The organism is Pseudomonas sp. TWR2-1-1, assembly GCF_049897045.1.
GTDB classification, from domain to species: domain Bacteria; phylum Pseudomonadota; class Gammaproteobacteria; order Pseudomonadales; family Pseudomonadaceae; genus Aquipseudomonas; species Aquipseudomonas versuta.
Genome location: NZ_JAFCVM010000004.1, coordinates 532,445 through 548,803, shown reverse-complemented (window position 1 = coordinate 548,803; position 16,359 = coordinate 532,445). Strand labels below are relative to the sequence as shown.

Annotated in this window: 14 protein-coding genes; 12 read left to right on the top strand and 2 right to left on the bottom strand. The window is 61.4% G+C overall.

What is annotated here, in order from left to right; translation table 11 throughout:
* The first annotated feature begins 168 nt into the window (after positions 1-168).
* Together ACP7BO_RS13655 and ACP7BO_RS13650 are read left to right on the top strand one after the other, a co-directional pair.
* Positions 169-1,548, top strand: coding sequence for a glutamine synthetase family protein (locus ACP7BO_RS13655; protein WP_426210909.1), 1,380 nt, complete (start codon positions 169-171; stop codon positions 1,546-1,548).
* A 213-nt stretch (positions 1,549-1,761) separates the two neighbouring features.
* On the top strand, positions 1,762-2,409 hold the full coding sequence (locus tag ACP7BO_RS13650) for a class I SAM-dependent methyltransferase (protein WP_426210907.1): 648 nt from the start codon (positions 1,762-1,764) through the stop codon (positions 2,407-2,409).
* Positions 2,410-2,421: 12 nt separating this feature from the next.
* Here ACP7BO_RS13650 and ampC read toward each other — a convergent pair whose 3' ends face one another.
* A complete protein-coding gene (gene ampC / locus ACP7BO_RS13645) occupies positions 2,422-3,582 on the bottom strand; it encodes a class C beta-lactamase (protein ID WP_426210905.1) in 1,161 nt (386 codons plus the stop codon).
* Positions 3,583-3,871: 289 nt separating this feature from the next.
* Here ampC and rnd point away from each other — a divergent pair, with 289 nt between their 5' ends.
* From rnd to ACP7BO_RS13630, 3 genes are all read left to right on the top strand, one after another.
* A complete protein-coding gene (gene rnd / locus ACP7BO_RS13640; RefSeq protein WP_060691271.1) occupies positions 3,872-5,005 on the top strand; it encodes a ribonuclease D in 1,134 nt (377 codons plus the stop codon).
* Positions 5,002-5,295, top strand: coding sequence for a YcgL domain-containing protein (locus ACP7BO_RS13635; protein ID WP_060691272.1), 294 nt, complete (start codon positions 5,002-5,004; stop codon positions 5,293-5,295). Before rnd ends, ACP7BO_RS13635 begins: the two co-directional genes overlap by 4 nt.
* A gap of 118 nt (positions 5,296-5,413) precedes the next feature.
* Positions 5,414-6,346, top strand: a complete 933-nt coding sequence (locus tag ACP7BO_RS13630) for a D-2-hydroxyacid dehydrogenase (protein ID WP_397456114.1) — start codon at positions 5,414-5,416, stop codon at positions 6,344-6,346.
* Between the two features lie 134 nt (positions 6,347-6,480).
* Here ACP7BO_RS13630 and ACP7BO_RS13625 read toward each other — a convergent pair whose 3' ends face one another.
* Complete coding sequence (locus ACP7BO_RS13625) at positions 6,481-7,074, bottom strand: nitroreductase family protein (RefSeq protein ID WP_060691274.1); 594 nt, start codon at positions 7,072-7,074, stop codon at positions 6,481-6,483.
* 155 nt (positions 7,075-7,229) lie between these two features.
* Between ACP7BO_RS13625 and ACP7BO_RS13620 the strand changes: the two genes are divergently transcribed.
* The 7 genes from ACP7BO_RS13620 (at position 7,230) to ACP7BO_RS13590 (ending at position 16,337) form a co-directional block, all read left to right on the top strand.
* Entirely contained in the window at positions 7,230-7,679 is a 450-nt protein-coding gene (locus ACP7BO_RS13620; protein WP_060691275.1) for a YcgN family cysteine cluster protein, read from the top strand.
* A 28-nt stretch (positions 7,680-7,707) separates the two neighbouring features.
* Entirely contained in the window at positions 7,708-8,937 is a 1,230-nt protein-coding gene (locus ACP7BO_RS13615) for a hypothetical protein (protein WP_426210902.1), read from the top strand.
* A 213-nt stretch (positions 8,938-9,150) separates the two neighbouring features.
* Complete coding sequence (gene kdpF / locus ACP7BO_RS13610) at positions 9,151-9,240, top strand: K(+)-transporting ATPase subunit F (RefSeq protein WP_060691277.1); 90 nt, start codon at positions 9,151-9,153, stop codon at positions 9,238-9,240.
* Positions 9,241-9,248: 8 nt separating this feature from the next.
* On the top strand, positions 9,249-10,943 hold the full coding sequence (gene kdpA / locus ACP7BO_RS13605) for a potassium-transporting ATPase subunit KdpA (RefSeq protein WP_397456117.1): 1,695 nt from the start codon (positions 9,249-9,251) through the stop codon (positions 10,941-10,943).
* Between the two features lie 10 nt (positions 10,944-10,953).
* Positions 10,954-13,026: a potassium-transporting ATPase subunit KdpB gene (gene kdpB / locus ACP7BO_RS13600; protein WP_426210899.1), complete on the top strand. Its 2,073-nt coding sequence runs from the start codon at positions 10,954-10,956 to the stop codon at positions 13,024-13,026.
* Between the two features lie 21 nt (positions 13,027-13,047).
* Positions 13,048-13,599 carry a potassium-transporting ATPase subunit KdpC gene (kdpC, locus tag ACP7BO_RS13595; RefSeq protein WP_426210897.1) on the top strand — a complete coding sequence of 184 codons (552 nt, stop codon included), beginning with the start codon at positions 13,048-13,050 and terminating at the stop codon, positions 13,597-13,599.
* A 71-nt stretch (positions 13,600-13,670) separates the two neighbouring features.
* Complete coding sequence (locus tag ACP7BO_RS13590) at positions 13,671-16,337, top strand: DUF4118 domain-containing protein (RefSeq protein WP_426210895.1); 2,667 nt, start codon at positions 13,671-13,673, stop codon at positions 16,335-16,337.
* Positions 16,338-16,359 lie beyond the last annotated feature (22 nt).

Below are 16,359 nucleotides of genomic sequence, written 5' to 3'. Positions count from 1 at the left end.
CCTGTTCCCTCCCTTCAAAACTGGCCTTCTGGGCCTTGTTTCACTGCCGGCATGCCCGCCCGCCGGATGCTCGTATTGCCCGTTGAGCCTGTGGTTAGCGCCCTGTAGCAGGCGCTGCCGAATTGGCGCGCCTGTGCGCCTGTCTTATACGAACTTACGAGTATTGCCATGAGTGCCGCACCTGCGTTTGCCCCGCTGCAAGAAGCCCTGGATTTTCTGGAACTGAACCCGGATGTCGAGATGTTCGAGCTGTTCATCCTCGACAATAACGGCGTGCCCCGGGGCAAGCTGTTGCACCGTGACGAGTTGCTGGAGGTCTACAAAAACGGCCGCCCGCTGCCGAGCACGATTCTGGGGCTGAGCATCAATGGCGATGACGTTGAAAATACCGGCCTGGTATGGGACGTGGGCGATATCGACTGCCGTGCCTTCCCGATCAGTGGGAGCTTGCAGCGCATGCCGTGGCGCCTGATTCCAATGGCGGCGGTGCAAGTCAGCATGCATCCGCAGTCGGGGATGCCGGCGACGGTGGCCGATCCCCGGCACTTGCTGTCCAAAGTGATCGATGGCTTGAAGGCCGATGGCTACTACCCGGTGATGGCTGCCGAGCTGGAGTTTTATTTGCTCGATCAGCAACGTGACAGCAACGGTCGCCCGCAACCGGCACGCGATGCTGACGGTCAGCGTCCGCGCGCCACTCAGGTGTACGGATTGCGGGAGCTGGAGCAGATCGAACCGTTTCTGGCGGACCTGTATAGCGCCTGCAAGCTGCAAGGGATTCCGGCGCGCACGGCGATTTCCGAATACGCACCGGGGCAGGTGGAAATCACCCTCGAACACCGCAATGACGCGTTGCAGGCAATGGATGAAGCGGTGCGCTACAAGCGCTTGGTCAAAGGTGTGGCGCACAAGCACGGGATGGTGGCCTGTTTTATGGCCAAGCCGTTTGATGACCTGGCCGGCACCGGCATGCATATGCATGTGAGCCTGGCCGACAAGGAAGGCAACAACCTGTTCGCCAGCGAAGCGCCGGACGGCACGCCGTTGCTCAGGCAGGCGGTGGGCGGCATGCTCGACACCTTGCTCGACTCGCTGTTGATGTTTTGCCCGAATGCCAACTCCTACCGCCGCTTTCAGAGCAACAGCTACGCACCGCTGGCCGCGACCTGGGGAGTGGACAACCGCACCGTCAGCTTGCGTGTGCCGGGCGGTCCGGCGTATTCGCGCCATATCGAGCACCGTATTTGTGGCGCTGATGCCAACCCGTACCTGGCCGCGGCGGCGATTCTGGCCGGGATCCATCGCGGAATTCGTGAGCAGCGTGATCCGGGGGCTCCGGTTGAGGGCAACGGTTATGCCCAGGCGACTGAGATGCTGCCGACCGACTGGCTGACCACATTGCGTGCGCTGGAAGGCTCGGCGTGGGCCAAAGAGGCGTTCGGGCCCGAGTTTCTGAAGGTCTATCTGGCCGTCAAAAATGCCGAGTACCGTCAGTTCATGGGCGAAGTCGGCGAGCAGGACTGGCGCTGGTATTTGCAGCAGGCGTGATTCGGCGCAACACCCTCTGTGTGGGAGTCGAGCTTGCTCGCGATGGCATCAGCACGCCGTATCAGGCCAGTCCTGACGCCTGCATCGCGAGCAAGCCCGCTCCTGCAGAATTGATGAGGTTTGTGCGACTTTTTATGGTTTTCTGACAATTTTTTCACTGGTGCCCCGATAGTCTCTGTGTCGAACATAACCAAACACTAGAGTTCGCGGGCCATGTCATCGCAGCTACCTACCACCGTTGAGCTTGAGTTCGCCGAACGCTATGACCGCGAGCATGCACAAGTGTGCAGCGAAGTGCGGCCCAAAGGCTTTGTCCGGCGGTTGGCATTGTGGCGTGAACAGCGTCTGGTTCGCCGGGCGCTCAAGGTCGCGGGCGAGCCGGGGCTGGTGCTGGATCTGGCATGCGGGGCCGGGCGTTTCTGGCCATTGCTGGCAGAGCACGGCAATCGGGTAATTCTGGCCGCCGATTCGTCCCAGGGCATGCTCGATCATGCCCAGACTCACCATCCCGTCAGTTTGCTGGCGCGTATCAAGCTGTTTAAAAGCTCGGTATTTACCATCGACATGTCTGAAAACGCGGTGGACAGCATTTTCTGCATGCAGCTGTTTCACCATGTACGAGACAGCGAGCATCGCTTGGCCATCCTGCGCGAGTTGCATCGCGTGAGCCGTGACAGCCTGATCCTGTCGTTATGTGTGGGGCGCTCGGCGCATCAGTGCGAGGACGTGCAACGGATTGTCGTGTCCAAGGAAGAAATCGAATCCCAGTTTGCCCTGGCAGGTTTCAGCATCCTCAAGCATTACGATGTGCTGCCCGGCTATGCGCTGGGCAGCATCTATGTCGTGCGTAAAGAGGCCTAGCGCCAACAGACCCTAGTCCAGAGCGTTGAAGATTTTATACGCCAGCTCGATGCGGGCACTGTTGGGGTAATTCTTGTTAGCCAGAATGACCACGGCCTGTTTTTTAGCCGGCACCAACGCTATATAGCCGCCAAAGCCACCGGTAGAGCCTGTCTTGTTGATCCACACGGCCTCTTGTGGCGCCAGGGGCGGGTGCAGGGCAATCACGTCATTGTTGTTGTAGACCATCTTGTCCGAGTTGCCGACCAGCAGATTTTTTAGCGTGACCGGGTAGGCGTATTGCTCCCAGATCAAATCCTGGGTCATAGGCCCGACCCGGAAATAGCCCGTGTGAGTGTCGCGAATGGCCCGCCCGATTTTTGCGGGAGGCTCGCCCAGCCCGGCATTCAACTCGGCAAAGTGAATCAGGTCGCGGCTACTGGTTTTAACTCCGTAGGCTTCGTTGCCCAGCATGCCGGAGTTGAGCCTGACCGGTTGATCCTGCTTGTCATAGCCCTGGGCATACAGGGCCATCTTGCTCTTTGGCACCTCGATATAAGTGCTGTGCAGGCCCAGTGCGGGGAATAACGTGTTTTCCATGGCCTGGACAAAAGGCAGGTTCATGCTTCTGGCCGTAATCAGGCCCAGCATGCCGATGCTCGGGTTGGCGTAGCTTCTCTGGGTGCCCGTCGGGTAAACCGGTTTCCAGTCCTTGAAGTAGTCCATTAGCTGGCTTTCGTTCTGCACGGCATCAGGGACCTGCAACGGGAACCCGCCAGCAGTGTGAGTGGCCAGATGGCTCAGTTGCACTTTGCCAAAAGCGCTGCCTTGAAGTTCGGGTACGTACCTGGAGACCGGGTCGCTCAGTGATAGCTGGCCATTGACCTGAGCGTAGGTGGCCAGGGTGGCTGTAAGGGTTTTACTGATCGAGCCGACCTCGAACAGGGTGTCAGGGGTAATGTGCGCCTGAGTCGCCCTGGATGCCACGCCGAAATTGTAGAAGTGCTGCCTGCCATTGACGCTGACGGCAATGCTCAGGCCCGGTACGCCGTAGGTCTGCATGACCTGCCTGGCACCTTCGGTTACGGCGGCATCGAGTTGGGGATCAAGGTCTTGCGCCAGTGCTGGCGTGCCAAAGGCGCAAAAGCCTGCCAGCACTAAAGTAAGACCGGACAGCTTGCGGGGGACAGACATGGGGTTAATCCTCGGCTTTTGTGTGCGTGGACACTGACGTGTGTGCTGGCCCGACCCCACGCTGGCGGTGTCACGGAATGTTTCGCAGCGGGGCGAGGGGCATGAGCGTTTTGCAGGTTCCAGAGCGCCGTACCTTACAGGTTTCGGAAAACAATGCAGGTCAGGAACCAAAGATGTGATGGTAATTGCCTAAAATTGTGTAGGTTTTTCGTCGCCAAGAGCGTCAGTCAATGCCCGGAAATCCCTGGCGTCGATATATACTGCGCGCCATTCTTCAAGGGAGAGCCGTGTGGCCATCGATATTCACTGGATTCGCGACAACGATAGCCTCGGCCAGCATTGCGCCGAATGGCAGAGCCTGCCATTCGTAGCCCTCGACACCGAATTCATGCGGGTCGACACCTTTTACCCGATTGCCGGCCTGATCCAGATTGGCGACGGCGAGCGGGCTTACCTGATTGACCCCCTGACCATCGACAACTGGCAGCCTTTGTCCGCCCTGCTGGAAAACCCTGCAGTGGTCAAAGTGCTGCACGCCTGCAGCGAAGACCTCGAAGTTCTGTTACGCCTGACCGGCAGCCTGCCGGCGCCTTTGTTCGATACCCAACTGGCAGCGGCTTACCTGAACCTGGGCTTCTCCATGGGCTACTCGCGCCTGGTCAAGGAGGTTCTTGACCTCGACCTGCCCAAGGGTGAAACCCGTTCTGACTGGTTGCAGCGTCCGCTGTCGGAAACCCAGATCAGCTATGCCGCCGAAGATGCCCTGCATCTGGCTGAGGTGTATGTGCTGCTGCGTCCGCGCCTGTCGGATGAGAAGTACGCCTGGGTGCTGGAGGATGGCGCCGAGCTGGTGGCCAATCTGCGCCGTGAAGTGGACCCTTACGAGGTGTACCGCGAGGCCAAGCTGGCCTGGAAGCTGTCACCCGCGCAGCTGGCTGTATTGCGTGAAATCTGCGCTTGGCGCGAGCATGAAGCGCGGGCCCGTGATCTGCCGCGCAATCGTGTCGTGCGCGAGCATGCCTTGTGGCCCTTGGCCAAAACCCAGCCCGATAATCTGGTTGCGCTGGCGCGTATTGAAGATATGCACCCGCGTACCGTGCGTCAGGATGGCGAGTTTTTGCTTGATCTGATCAAGCGCGCTGCCAGTCTGCCCCCGGAACAATGGCCGCCGGCCGTGCCTGAGCCGTTGCCGGTGGAAGCCGCCGCGTTGATCAAGCGACTGCGAGCCATCGGTCAGGCTGAAGCCGAACGCCTGAACATTGCGCCGGAACTGATGCTGCGCAAGAAAACCCTGGAAGCCCTGCTTAAAAGTGGCTTTCCCAATGGCCCTTATCAATTGCCGGACTCACTGCGCGGATGGCGCCGTGAGCTGATGGGCCAGGCTTTGCTCGATTGCCTGGCCACTGCTGGAGAACCGTCTTGAAACGTATTTGCTCTATCTACCGCAGCCTCAAACGCAACGAAATGTACCTGTACGTGCTCAAGGCCGATGCCCTGGAGCGAGTGCCGGAATCCTTGCTCAGCGCTTTTGGCAAGCCGCACCATGCGTTTGATCTGGTACTGAGCCCTGAGCGCGCCTTGTCGCGCGAAGACATTCATAAAGTGCTGGAAAACCTGGACACCCAGGGCTACCACCTGCAAATGCCGCCGGCCGAAGACGAATATATCGAGCACTTGCCCGAAGAACTGTTGCGTCGTAACGACCCGATGTAAATGCAGGGCGCCCGGTTCCGGGCGCCTGTCTAAAAGGCTCAATTTGATTGGCGGTGGCCGGACGCTACGGGGTTAACCCCGGCGGCGGACGCTGCAGTGTTTTAGGAAGGTTAGAAGCATGCGCGTCCTGATTGCCGAGCACGATTACCCGCTTTACGCCCAACTCTTGCAGCAGGCAGCTCCCGACCTGGAGGTGCAGACCAGTGGCGATTCGGCGCAATTGGCGCAGATGGCTGCAGATTGCCCGGTGTGGCTGGGGCAGCCGGATTTGATGGCAACCCTGTTGCGTCAAGGGCACAAGCCGCAGTGGCTGCAATCAACCTGGGCCGGAATCACACCGTTGCTGGCCGACGGCCTGAAGCGCGATTACCGGCTAAGCCGGGCAGTCGGCATCTTTGGTCAGGTGATGGCCGAATATGTGCTCACTTATATGCTCGGCCATGAGCGCGAAGTCATCGCGCGGCTGCTGAGCCAGGTCGAGCGCAAGTGGGACAACCGCACCGGCCAGAGTCTGGTCGGGCGCAAAGTGTTGATTGTCGGGGCAGGGGATATTGGCCAGACCGTGGCGCAGTTTCTTGCACCGTTCGGGGTTGAGCTGTACGCCATTGCCAGCGCTGTCCGGGAACAGGCGCCGTTCAAGGAAGTTGCGACGTTGAGCGACTTGCCGCGTCTGGTCGGGCAGATGGATTACGTGGTCAACCTGTTGCCCAACACCCCGCAAACCCATGACCTGTACGACGCTGAACTGTTTGCACTGTTCAATCCCGAGGGTGTGTTCATCAATGCCGGGCGCGGTGTGGCCGTGGTGGATGCCGACCTGGTTGAAGCCTTGCGTGTGGGGCATCTGGCGGGCGCGATCATTGATGTGTGCCGTCAGGAGCCGTTACCGGCCAAGCATCCATTCTGGACGGCCTGGGGCTTGCTGCTGACCGGTCATAGTTCGGCACCGACCTCGCCGTCGTTGATGGTGCAACTGTTTGTCGACAACCTGCGGGCGTTCCAGGCGGGTGAGGCACTGCGCGGCGAAGTGGATTTCGCACGCGGGTATTGATGAAGTAGTCACCCTTGTGGGAGCTGGCTTGCCAGCGATGCAGGCGGCGCGGTTTTTCTGATACACCGCACCGATACCATCGCCAGCAAGCTGGCTCCCACAGTGAGCCTGTTCAAGGCGCACGGGCCTAAGCGTTACAGACTGAAATCGCCTTCGGCTACCAGTTTGCTCAGCGGTTCACGCTGGCTCGGGACTTCCTTGGCCTGCAGGTAATCCACCAGGCTGGCCTTGTCGCCCAGTTTGCCGATGGCCACCATCGCCTGAATGGCATAGCCCTCAGGGATTTTCAGTTCCTGGCGCGCGCGTTCGTAATCCAGACCGCTCATGCCGTGGGTGTGCCAGCCGCTCAAATGCGCTTGCAGCGCCAGATGGCCCCAGGCGGCACCGGTATCAAAGGCGTGGGTCGGCGCCGGTTTTTCTTCAGTAGTACCCGGCGGGGCGAATGTGGTTTTCGACACGATCACCACCAGCGCGGCAGCATGCTTGGCCCAACCCTGGTTGAATTCCACCAGCAGGCTCAGGTAACGCTCGAAATCAGGGGTGCCACGCAAGGCAAACAGAAAGCGCCAAGGCTGCGAGTTGTAGGCCGAAGGTGCCCAGCGGGCGGCTTCGAAAAAACTCAGCAGGGTGGTCTTGTCGATGGTTTCGTCGGTGAAGGCACGGGGCGACCAGCGTTGGGTGAACTGCTCATGGATCTGGTGTTCGGCAATGCGATTGGAAGCAGGCATTCGATTTTCCTGAGTTGATTTACCGGGTACGAAGCTACTTTTACCCCATCCTCCTGACAAGTCCAGTTACACCGTCAGTCACAAGCGCTTGGCCCGGGGAGCGCGGGGCACTAGACTGGCGGCCTTTTCCACTCCCTGATGTTGATGTTTGAGCCATGGCCGCAATAGTTGAACCGTTCTGGATCCGCAAAACCCTCGATCAACTTGATCAAGAGGAATGGGAGTCGCTGTGCGACGGATGCGGCCTGTGCTGCTTGCAGAAGCTCGAGGATGAAGACGACAACAGCGTCTACTACACGCGCATTGCCTGCAAATTGCTCGACCTGAAAACCTGTCAGTGCACCGACTACGCCAAGCGTCGCGACACTGTTGCGGACTGCATTCAGCTGTCGCCCGGCAAGGCTGAAGAGTTCAAGTGGCTGCCGCCGACCTGTGGCTACCGGCTGGTCAGTGAGCGCAAAGACTTGCCGCTCTGGCACCACCTTGTGTGTGGCGACCGGGACGCGGTGCACCATGAACGCATTTCGCAATCCGGGCGCATGCTTGCCGAGGGCAGCGTGCCGGAAGACGACTGGGAAGATCATCTGATTTTTCGCGCCGGTTAAGTGCCGGAGCGGTTGCCATGGAGTGTGTATGCCGCTGCGTTACAAATGGCCTCTGGGGCTGCTGCTACTGATCGCTTGCGGACCGCTGTGGGCCGCCAAAAAAGTTGATTTCGACTACCACGTGCGCCTGTTGCCGCAAAGCGATCAGGCGCAGGTGCGCTTGACCCTGGCCGAAGGGACGGCGGTGCGTAGCCTGGATTTCGATCTCGGGCCGCCGGGCAGTTACAGCGATTTCAAGGCTGACGGCCAGTGGCAGTTGACCCCCGATGCCCTTCACAGCCGGGGCCTGTGGCACCCGGCACCGGGCAAGGCCAGCCTGAGCTACCGCGTGCATTTGAACCATCAGCGCAAGAACGGCAGTTTTGACACGCGCATGACCCCGCAGTGGGCGCTGTTTCGCGGTGAGGACCTGGTCCCGGCGGCCAGTCTCGACGCGCAAGACGGCAGCGAACTGGTGTCGCGTCTGGAATTTGAGCTGCCGCCGGGCTGGAAGAGTGTCGAAACCCCATGGCCACGGATCGGCAAAAACCGTTTCCGGATCGACGATGTATCGCGTCTGTTCGACCGCCCGACCGGCTGGATGCTCGCCGGCACGCTGGGCAGCCGCCGCACCATCCTGGGCGAAACCGAAGTCACGGTGTCCGCGCCTAAAGGGCAGGGCATGCGGCGCATGGATGTGCTGACCCTGCTGACGTTCGTCTGGCCCCAGGTGCAAACGGTATTCCCGCGTAACCCGCCCAAGCTGTTGATTGTCGGTGCGGGCAGCCCGATGTGGAAAGGCAGTGCGGCGGCAGGCAACTCGATCTACCTCTACAGCGGCCTGCCTCTGGTCAATGAGGCGGGTAGCAGCCCGTTGTTGCGCGAACTGGTGCAGTTGTTCAGCGGGATCAATGACGAGCCGGAGCATGACTGGATTGGCGAAGGGTTGAGCGAGTATTACGCCATTGAGTTGATGCGCCGTGCCGGCGGCATGAGTGATGAGCGTTACCAGACCCTGCAACACAGGCTCAATGCTGCCGGCAAAGGCGTGACCCGCCTGCGCGGCCAGGCCAGCCCGGCGATGGTTGCACGGGCTGTGACGCTGCTGCAGGCGCTGGACCGCGAGATCCGTCTGCAAACCCGTAGCAAGCGTTCACTGGATGACGTCAGCCAGGCCCTGATGCGCCTGGACAAGGTCAACACCCAAGTGTTTATCCAGCTCAGCGAAAGCGTGCTGGGCGGGCCATCCGAGGTCCTGGACACACCGCTGCTGCACTAAAACCTTTACGGGTGCCTGTCTGTAGGAGCGAGCTTGCTCGCGAGCTCTTCGCGGCCACAATCAAAAGATCGCGAACAAGCTCGCTCCTACAGGTCAGGCCGTCTTCTTTACGCCTTCTTTACGCCCCCGCATCCCCTTCGATCTCGATCCTTTACGCCCTTGTTGCACACACTCTTCCCACACACGGCAATGGCCGTTTCGGGGAGATTTGTCATGGGCGTTCTGGATGGAGTGTCGCTGCTGCTGGCAGTGGGGCTGTTCGTTTATCTGCTGATTGCGCTGTTGCGCGCAGATCGGAACTAGGAGCGGGTATGCACAGTTATGACTATGCGCTGATTCTTGCGTTCTTTGCGTTGGTGCTGGTGCCGGCGCCCTTTCTCGGACGGTTTTACTACAAGGTGATGGAGGGCCAGCGCACCTGGCTGACACCGGTCTTCGGGCCGGTGGAGAAGGTCTGCTACCGCGTCGCCGGGGTTGACCCGGACACCGAGCAAAGCTGGCAGAAATACACCCTGGCCCTGCTCGCGTTCAACCTGGCGGGCTTTGTGCTGTTGTTCGCCATTTTGTTGCTGCAACAGTATTTGCCGCTCAACCCGCAGCAACTGCCCGGGCAAGAGTGGACCCAGGCGTTCAATACCGCGGTGAGTTTTGTCACCAATACCAACTGGCAGAGCTACAGCGGTGAGGCGAGCCTCAGTTACTTCAGCCAGATGGCCGGCCTGACCGTGCAGAACTTCGTCAGCGCGGCCACCGGGCTGGCGGTGCTGGTAGCGCTGTGCCGCGGTATCAGCCGCCGCTCTGCGCAAACCCTGGGCAACTTCTGGGTCGACATGACGCGCGCCACGCTCTACGGCCTGTTGCCGATGTGCCTGGTGCTGGCGTTGTTTCTGGTCTGGCAGGGCGTACCGCAAACCTTCGCCCATTACGTGAATGCCGTGACCCTGCAAGGCGTGGATCAGGTGATTCCGCTGGGGCCGGCGGCCAGCCAGATTGCGATCAAGCAATTGGGCACCAACGGCGGTGGCTTCTTCGGCGTGAACTCGGCGCACCCGTTCGAGAACCCGAGCGCCTGGAGCAACCTGTTCGAGATGGCCTCGATCATCCTGATCCCGGTCGCGCTGGTGTTCACCTTTGGCCATTACGTCAAGGATCTGCGTCAGAGCCGGGCCATCATCGCCTGCATGTTCGCTTTGTTCCTGATCGGCGGCGGCACGGCGCTGTACGCCGAATATCAGCCCAACCCGACCCTCAACAGCCCGCTGGTCGAGCAAGCCGCGCCGCTGGAAGGCAAGGAAGTGCGCTTCGGCACCACGGGCACCGTGCTCTGGACCGTCACCACTACCGCCGCCTCCAACGGTTCGGTGAACGGCATGCACGACAGCCTCAACCCGATCAGCGGAATGGTGGCACTGGTCAACATGATGGTGGGCGAGGTGATCTTCGGCGGCGTCGGTGCCGGGCTCTACGGCATGTTGCTCAACGTGTTGATTGCAGTGTTCCTGGCCGGTCTGATGATTGGTCGCACTCCGGAATACCTCGGTAAAAAACTGCAGGCCAAAGAGGTTCAGTTATTGGTGGTGACCTTGCTGGTGATGCCGGTGGGGGTGCTGGTGCTGGGGGCTATCGCAGCCGTGCTGCCAAGTGCCGTGGCGTCGGTGAGCAACCCTGGAGCCCATGGCTTCAGCCAGATTCTGTACGCCTTCACGTCGGCCAGTGCCAACAACGGATCGGCATTTGCCGGGCTCAACGCCAATACGCCGTTCTACAACCTGATGCTGGGGCTGGGCATGTTGCTCGGGCGCTTCGGCTACATCCTCCCGGTACTGGCCCTGGCCGGCAGCCTGGCGCTGAAGAAAACCGCGCCGATTGGCCAGGACAGTTTTCCGACCCATGGCCCGCTGTTTGTGGCGCTGTTGACCGTGACCATCCTGCTGGTAGGCGGCCTGACGTTCTTGCCGACCCTGGCCCTTGGCCCAATCGCTGAACAACTGACTCTGGGCTTCTGAGGAGACGATGATGACTATGCCTGCTCCTGTTTCCAAGTTGACACCTACGCCTGAAGCCAAGGCGAGCGAATCACCGAAAACCTCGTTTGCCGATATTTGGCGCCCGGCCTTGCTGCAAGCCTTCGTCAAGCTCGACCCGCGTCAGCTCAAGCGCTCACCGGTGATGCTGGTGGTGGAACTGACGGCGATTTTCACCACCGTGTTGTGCTTTATGCCCGAGCCTGCGGTGCCCACCGGGGTGGCGGTGCAAATCGCCCTGTGGCTGTGGTTTACCGTGCTGTTTGCCAACTTTGCCGAAGCCTTGGCCGAAGGCCGCGGCAAAGCCCGCGCCGACAGCCTCAAGGCGGGCAGCGTCGGCTTGAGTGCGCGGCGGCGTACGGCCACGGGCGGCTTTGAAGTGGTGCCCGCGACCCGCTTGCGCAAGGGTGATGTGGTGCGCGTCGAAGCCGGGGAGATGATTCCCGGTGATGGCGAGGTAATTGAAGGGATTGCCGCGGTCAACGAAGCGGCCATCACCGGCGAATCGGCACCGGTGATTCGCGAGTCCGGCGGTGATCGCTCGGCAGTGACCGGCAACACCCGGCTGGTGTCGGACTGGCTGCTGGTGCAAATCAGCGCCAACCCCGGCGAGTCGACCCTGGACCGCATGATCGCGCTGGTCGAAGGTGCCAAACGCCAGAAAACCCCTAACGAAGTGGCGCTGGATATCCTGCTGATCGGTCTGACCCTGATCTTCCTGATTGTCGTGGTGACCTTGCAGCCGTTCGCCTACTACGCCGGTGGCAGCTTGCCGCTGGTGTTTCTGGTGGCGCTGCTGGTGACCCTGATTCCGACCACCATTGGCGGTTTGCTGTCGGCCATCGGGATTGCGGGCATGGATCGCCTGGTGCGGCTCAATGTGATCGCCAAATCCGGGCGTGCGGTGGAAGCCGCAGGCGACGTGCATGTATTGATGCTGGATAAAACCGGCACCATCACCTTCGGTAACCGTCGCTGCACGGCGCTCTATGCATCCCCCGGCATGACCGCCAAAGAGCTGGCTGAAGGTGCTTTGCTGGCCTCGCTGGCGGACGAAACGGCAGAGGGCAAGTCCATCGTCGAGTTCATTCGCGGCCTGCATACCCTGGCGGAACCTGCGGCAGCTGATTTCACCGCGGTGCCGTTTACTGCCGAAACTCGCTTGTCGGGTATCGACTGTCACGGGCGGATTTATCGCAAGGGTGCAGTGGATTCCGTACTGGCGTTTGTCGGCCTCAAACGCAGCGAAGTACTGCCGGCGTTGTCACGCGAGATCGACAAGATCGCCCAGAGCGGTGGCACTCCGTTACTGGTTTGCGCCCAGGGCCGGTTGCTTGGCGCGATCCACCTCAAGGACGTGGTCAAACCCGGTATCCGCGAACGCTTTGCCCAATTGCGCAAGCTGGGGATACGCACCGTGATGGTCACCGGTGACAACCCGCTGACCGCCGCAGCCATTGCGGCCGAAGCCGGTGTGGATGACGTGCTGGCCGAGGCCACGCCCGAGAAAAAACTGGCGCGCATTCGTCATGAGCAAAATGACGGGCGACTGGTGGCCATGTGTGGCGACGGTGCCAACGACGCACCGGCACTGGCCCAGGCTGACGTCGGCATGGCGATGAACGACGGCACTCAGGCAGCGCGGGAAGCGGCCAACATGGTCGATCTGGACAGCGACCCGACCAAGCTGCTGGATGTGGTGCAAATCGGCAAGGAACTGCTGGTGACCCGTGGCGCCCTGACCACCTTCTCGATTGCCAACGACGTGGCCAAGTACTTCGCGATCCTGCCGGCCCTGTTTGCCACTATCTACCCGCAGTTGGGCGTGCTCAACATCATGGGGCTGAGCAGCCCGCAGAGCGCGATTTTGTCGGCCATCGTGTTTAACGCACTGATCATCGTGGTGCTGATCCCGCTGGCCTTGCGTGGCGTGCGGGTCCAGGCGGCGAGCGCCGCGCATTTGTTGCGTCGCAACTTGTTGATCTATGGCGTGGGCGGGCTGGTGGTGCCGTTTGCAGGCATCAAGCTGATCGACATGCTGCTCACCGCCCTGCACCTGGTTTAACCACCTTTAGAGGAATCGATCATGGCTACTCTTTTACGTCCGGCCCTGAGCCTGATGGTGTTGATGACGGCGATCACCGGGGTGATCTACCCGCTGACCGTTACCGGGATTGCGCAGTTGGCGTTCCCGCAGCAGGCCAACGGCAGCCTGATACGCGACAGTGCAGGCCAGGTGCAGGGTTCGGCACTGATCGCACAGGCTTTCACGGGTGATGGCTGGTTCCACCCGCGGCCGTCGGCGGGGGCCTTTGCCACGGTGTCCAGTGCCGCGAGCAACCTGGCGCCGAGCAACCCGGCCCTGGCCACGCGGGTCAAGGACAGCGCGGCACAGTGGGTGGTAGCCGATCAGGGCCCGGTGCCTCTGGCATTGCTGACGACTTCGGGCAGTGGCCTGGACCCGCACTTGCCTCCTGAGGCAATACGCTATCAACTGGCACGGGTAGCCGCCGCGCGTAATTTGCCGGTGCAGACGCTCGAGCAATTGCTTGAAAAACATACCGAGCAGCCGCTGGTGGGGCCGCCGGTAGTGAACGTATTACTGCTGAACCAGGCGTTGGCGCAGCTTGAAAACTGACAGCACCCCGCAGGAGCGAGCTCTTTGAACAGCTCGCTCCTGCGGGGTTTATGTATTCAATAGGTAATTCCATGACAGATTCCGGTCGCGCCGATGCGCTCTTGGCAGATTTACCTCGCGCAGGCCGTGGCCGGCTCAAGGTGTTTCTTGGCGCAGCGCCCGGCGTGGGCAAGACCTACGCCATGCTGCAAGCGGCTCATTCCCAGGTCCGCCAAGGCGTAACGGTGTTGGCGGGGGTGGTCGAGACCCATGGTCGGGCCGAGACCGAAGCACTGCTCAACGGGTTGCCTCAGCAACCCATGCTGCGCTCGGAGTATCGCGGCGTGCAGCTCGAAGAGATGGACCTCGACGGGTTGCTGGCGGCCGCAGCCAAGCTGGTGCTGGTGGACGAACTGGCCCACAGCAACGCTCCCGGCAGCCGCCATGCCAAGCGCTGGCAGGATGTCCAGGAATTGCTGGCAGCGGGCATCGATGTCTACACCACGGTCAACGTCCAGCATCTTGAAAGCCTCAACGATCAGGTGCGTGGCATTACCGGGGTGCAGGTGCGCGAAACCGTACCCGACTGGATCGTTCAGGAAGCCTACGAACTGCTGTTGATCGACCTGCCGCCGCGTGAACTGCTGGAGCGTCTGCGTGAGGGCAAGGTGTACGTGCCCGAGCAGGCGCGGGCAGCGATCGATGCCTTTTTCTCCCAGACCAACCTCAACGCCCTGCGCGAACTGGCGATGCAGACCGCGGCGGTGTATGTCGACGATGAGCTGGATAAAGGCTATCGCCAGCAGGGGCAATCGGCTCCTGCGTTGCGTGGCCGGTTGCTGGTGGGGATTGATGGCGACGTGCATGCCGAGCGCCTGGTACGCCACGCCAGCCGCGTTGCAGAACGCAGGCATCTGCCCTGGAGTCTGGTGCATGTGGACAACGGTACGGTGCGTGACGAGCAATCGCGGCTGCGTCTGCAAAACGCTCAGCAACTGGCTGAGCGCCTGGGTGGCGAAGTGGTGTTGCTGCGCGCCGGTGAAGTGGCGAAGACCCTGATTCAACACGCCAGTGAGCGCCGTGCCAGCCTGTTGCTGGTCGGCCAGTCGCGCCTGACCTGGCGTCGGCGGGTCTTCGGTGGCGGTCTGGCTTCACGGTTGCTGCGTGATGCCCATGGCCTGGAAATCAACGTGCTCGACAATGAGCAGTCGCCCACCCCCACGTCCAGTCGTGGAGCACACACGCTGGTGTGGTTTGATTACGGCCTGGCGCTGGTGGCGACCGTTCTGGCCAGTGCCCTGGCCTGGGGCGTTTCCAGTGTGCTGGCATTGCCCAATATCTCGCTGGTGTTTTTGGCGGCCGTATTGCTGGTCGCCGTGCGCAGTAGCCTGGGGCCCTCACTGGCCTGCGCCGCGCTGTCGTTTCTGGCCTATGACTTCCTGTTCATTCCGCCCAACTTCTCGTTCAGCATCCAGCGTGAAGAAGACGTGCTGACTTTGCTGTTCTTTTTGCTCATGGCAGCCCTCACCGGCAACCTGGCGGCCCGGCAACGGCGGCAGTTGCAGGCATTGCGCGACACTCAGGAGGAAACCACGCAATTGCTCGACCTGTCGCGCAAACTGACCGCCGCCACCGATCGCCAGGCCGTGATCAATGCCGCGGCCCAGCACTTGAGCAGCTGGAAGGAACTCGATGTGTGTTTGCTCAATCGTGAACCCGGCGGTGGCTGGAAGGTTGAGACGGGTGGCCCGTTGCAGTTCAGTGAGGCCGAACGCGCTGCGGCAGATTGGGCCTGGGCCCACGATCAGCCCGCAGGCAAGGGCACCGGAACCCTGCCGATGGGGCGCTGGTGGTGGTGGCCGTTAAGCGCTGAAGAGGGGCCGCTGGCCTTGCTTGGCGTGTGCCCCAAAGAAGGCCAGCAGCTCAGCGGCCAGCGGCGCCGGTTGCTGATGGCGCTGAGTCAGCCTCTGGCCCAGGCGCTGGCGCGGGCCCGTTTGGCCCAGGACCTTGAGGCTGCGCGTTTGCATGGTGAAACCGAGCAGTTGCGCAGCGCCTTGCTGGCGTCCGTGTCCCATGACCTGCGCACGCCCCTGACCACGATGCGGGGCAGTATCGACACCTTGCTGGCACTGGGCGAGGCGATCCCTCTGGCGGATCGTCGCGAACTGCTGGAGGGCACCCGTGATGAAGCCGAGCGGCTGGACCGCTACATTCAGAACCTGCTGGACATGACCCGGCTGGGGCACGGCGCGCTGAAACTGGCCCGTGACTGGGTGTCCCCGGCCGACATTGTGGGCAGTGCCCTGAATCGGCTGCACGCGGTGCTGGCACCTTTGCAGGTGCAGGTGGATGTGCCGGCGCAATTGCCGTTGCTGCATATCCACGCAGCGTTGATCGAGCAGGCGCTGATCAATGTGCTGGAGAACGCGGCGCGCTTCTCGCCGCCTGCCGGGCGACTGGTGCTGGAGGCCGGTGCCGATGAACAGGAGTTGTGGTTTGCGGTCAGCGACCAGGGCCCGGGGATTCCGGAAGATGAGCGGGCGAAGATTTTCGACATGTTCTACACCGCCGCCCGCGGTGATCGCGGCGGGCAGGGCACCGGGCTGGGCCTGGCGATCTGTCAGGGCATGGTCGGCGCCCATGGCGGGCGAATTACCGTGGGTGACGGCATGGATGGCACGGGTACATGCATCACCTTGTATCTGCCGTTACCTGAGCAGCCGCCCCTGGATCAAGAAGAGCCCGAGCATGAACACTGATACTCTTTGGCCATTCTTTTGC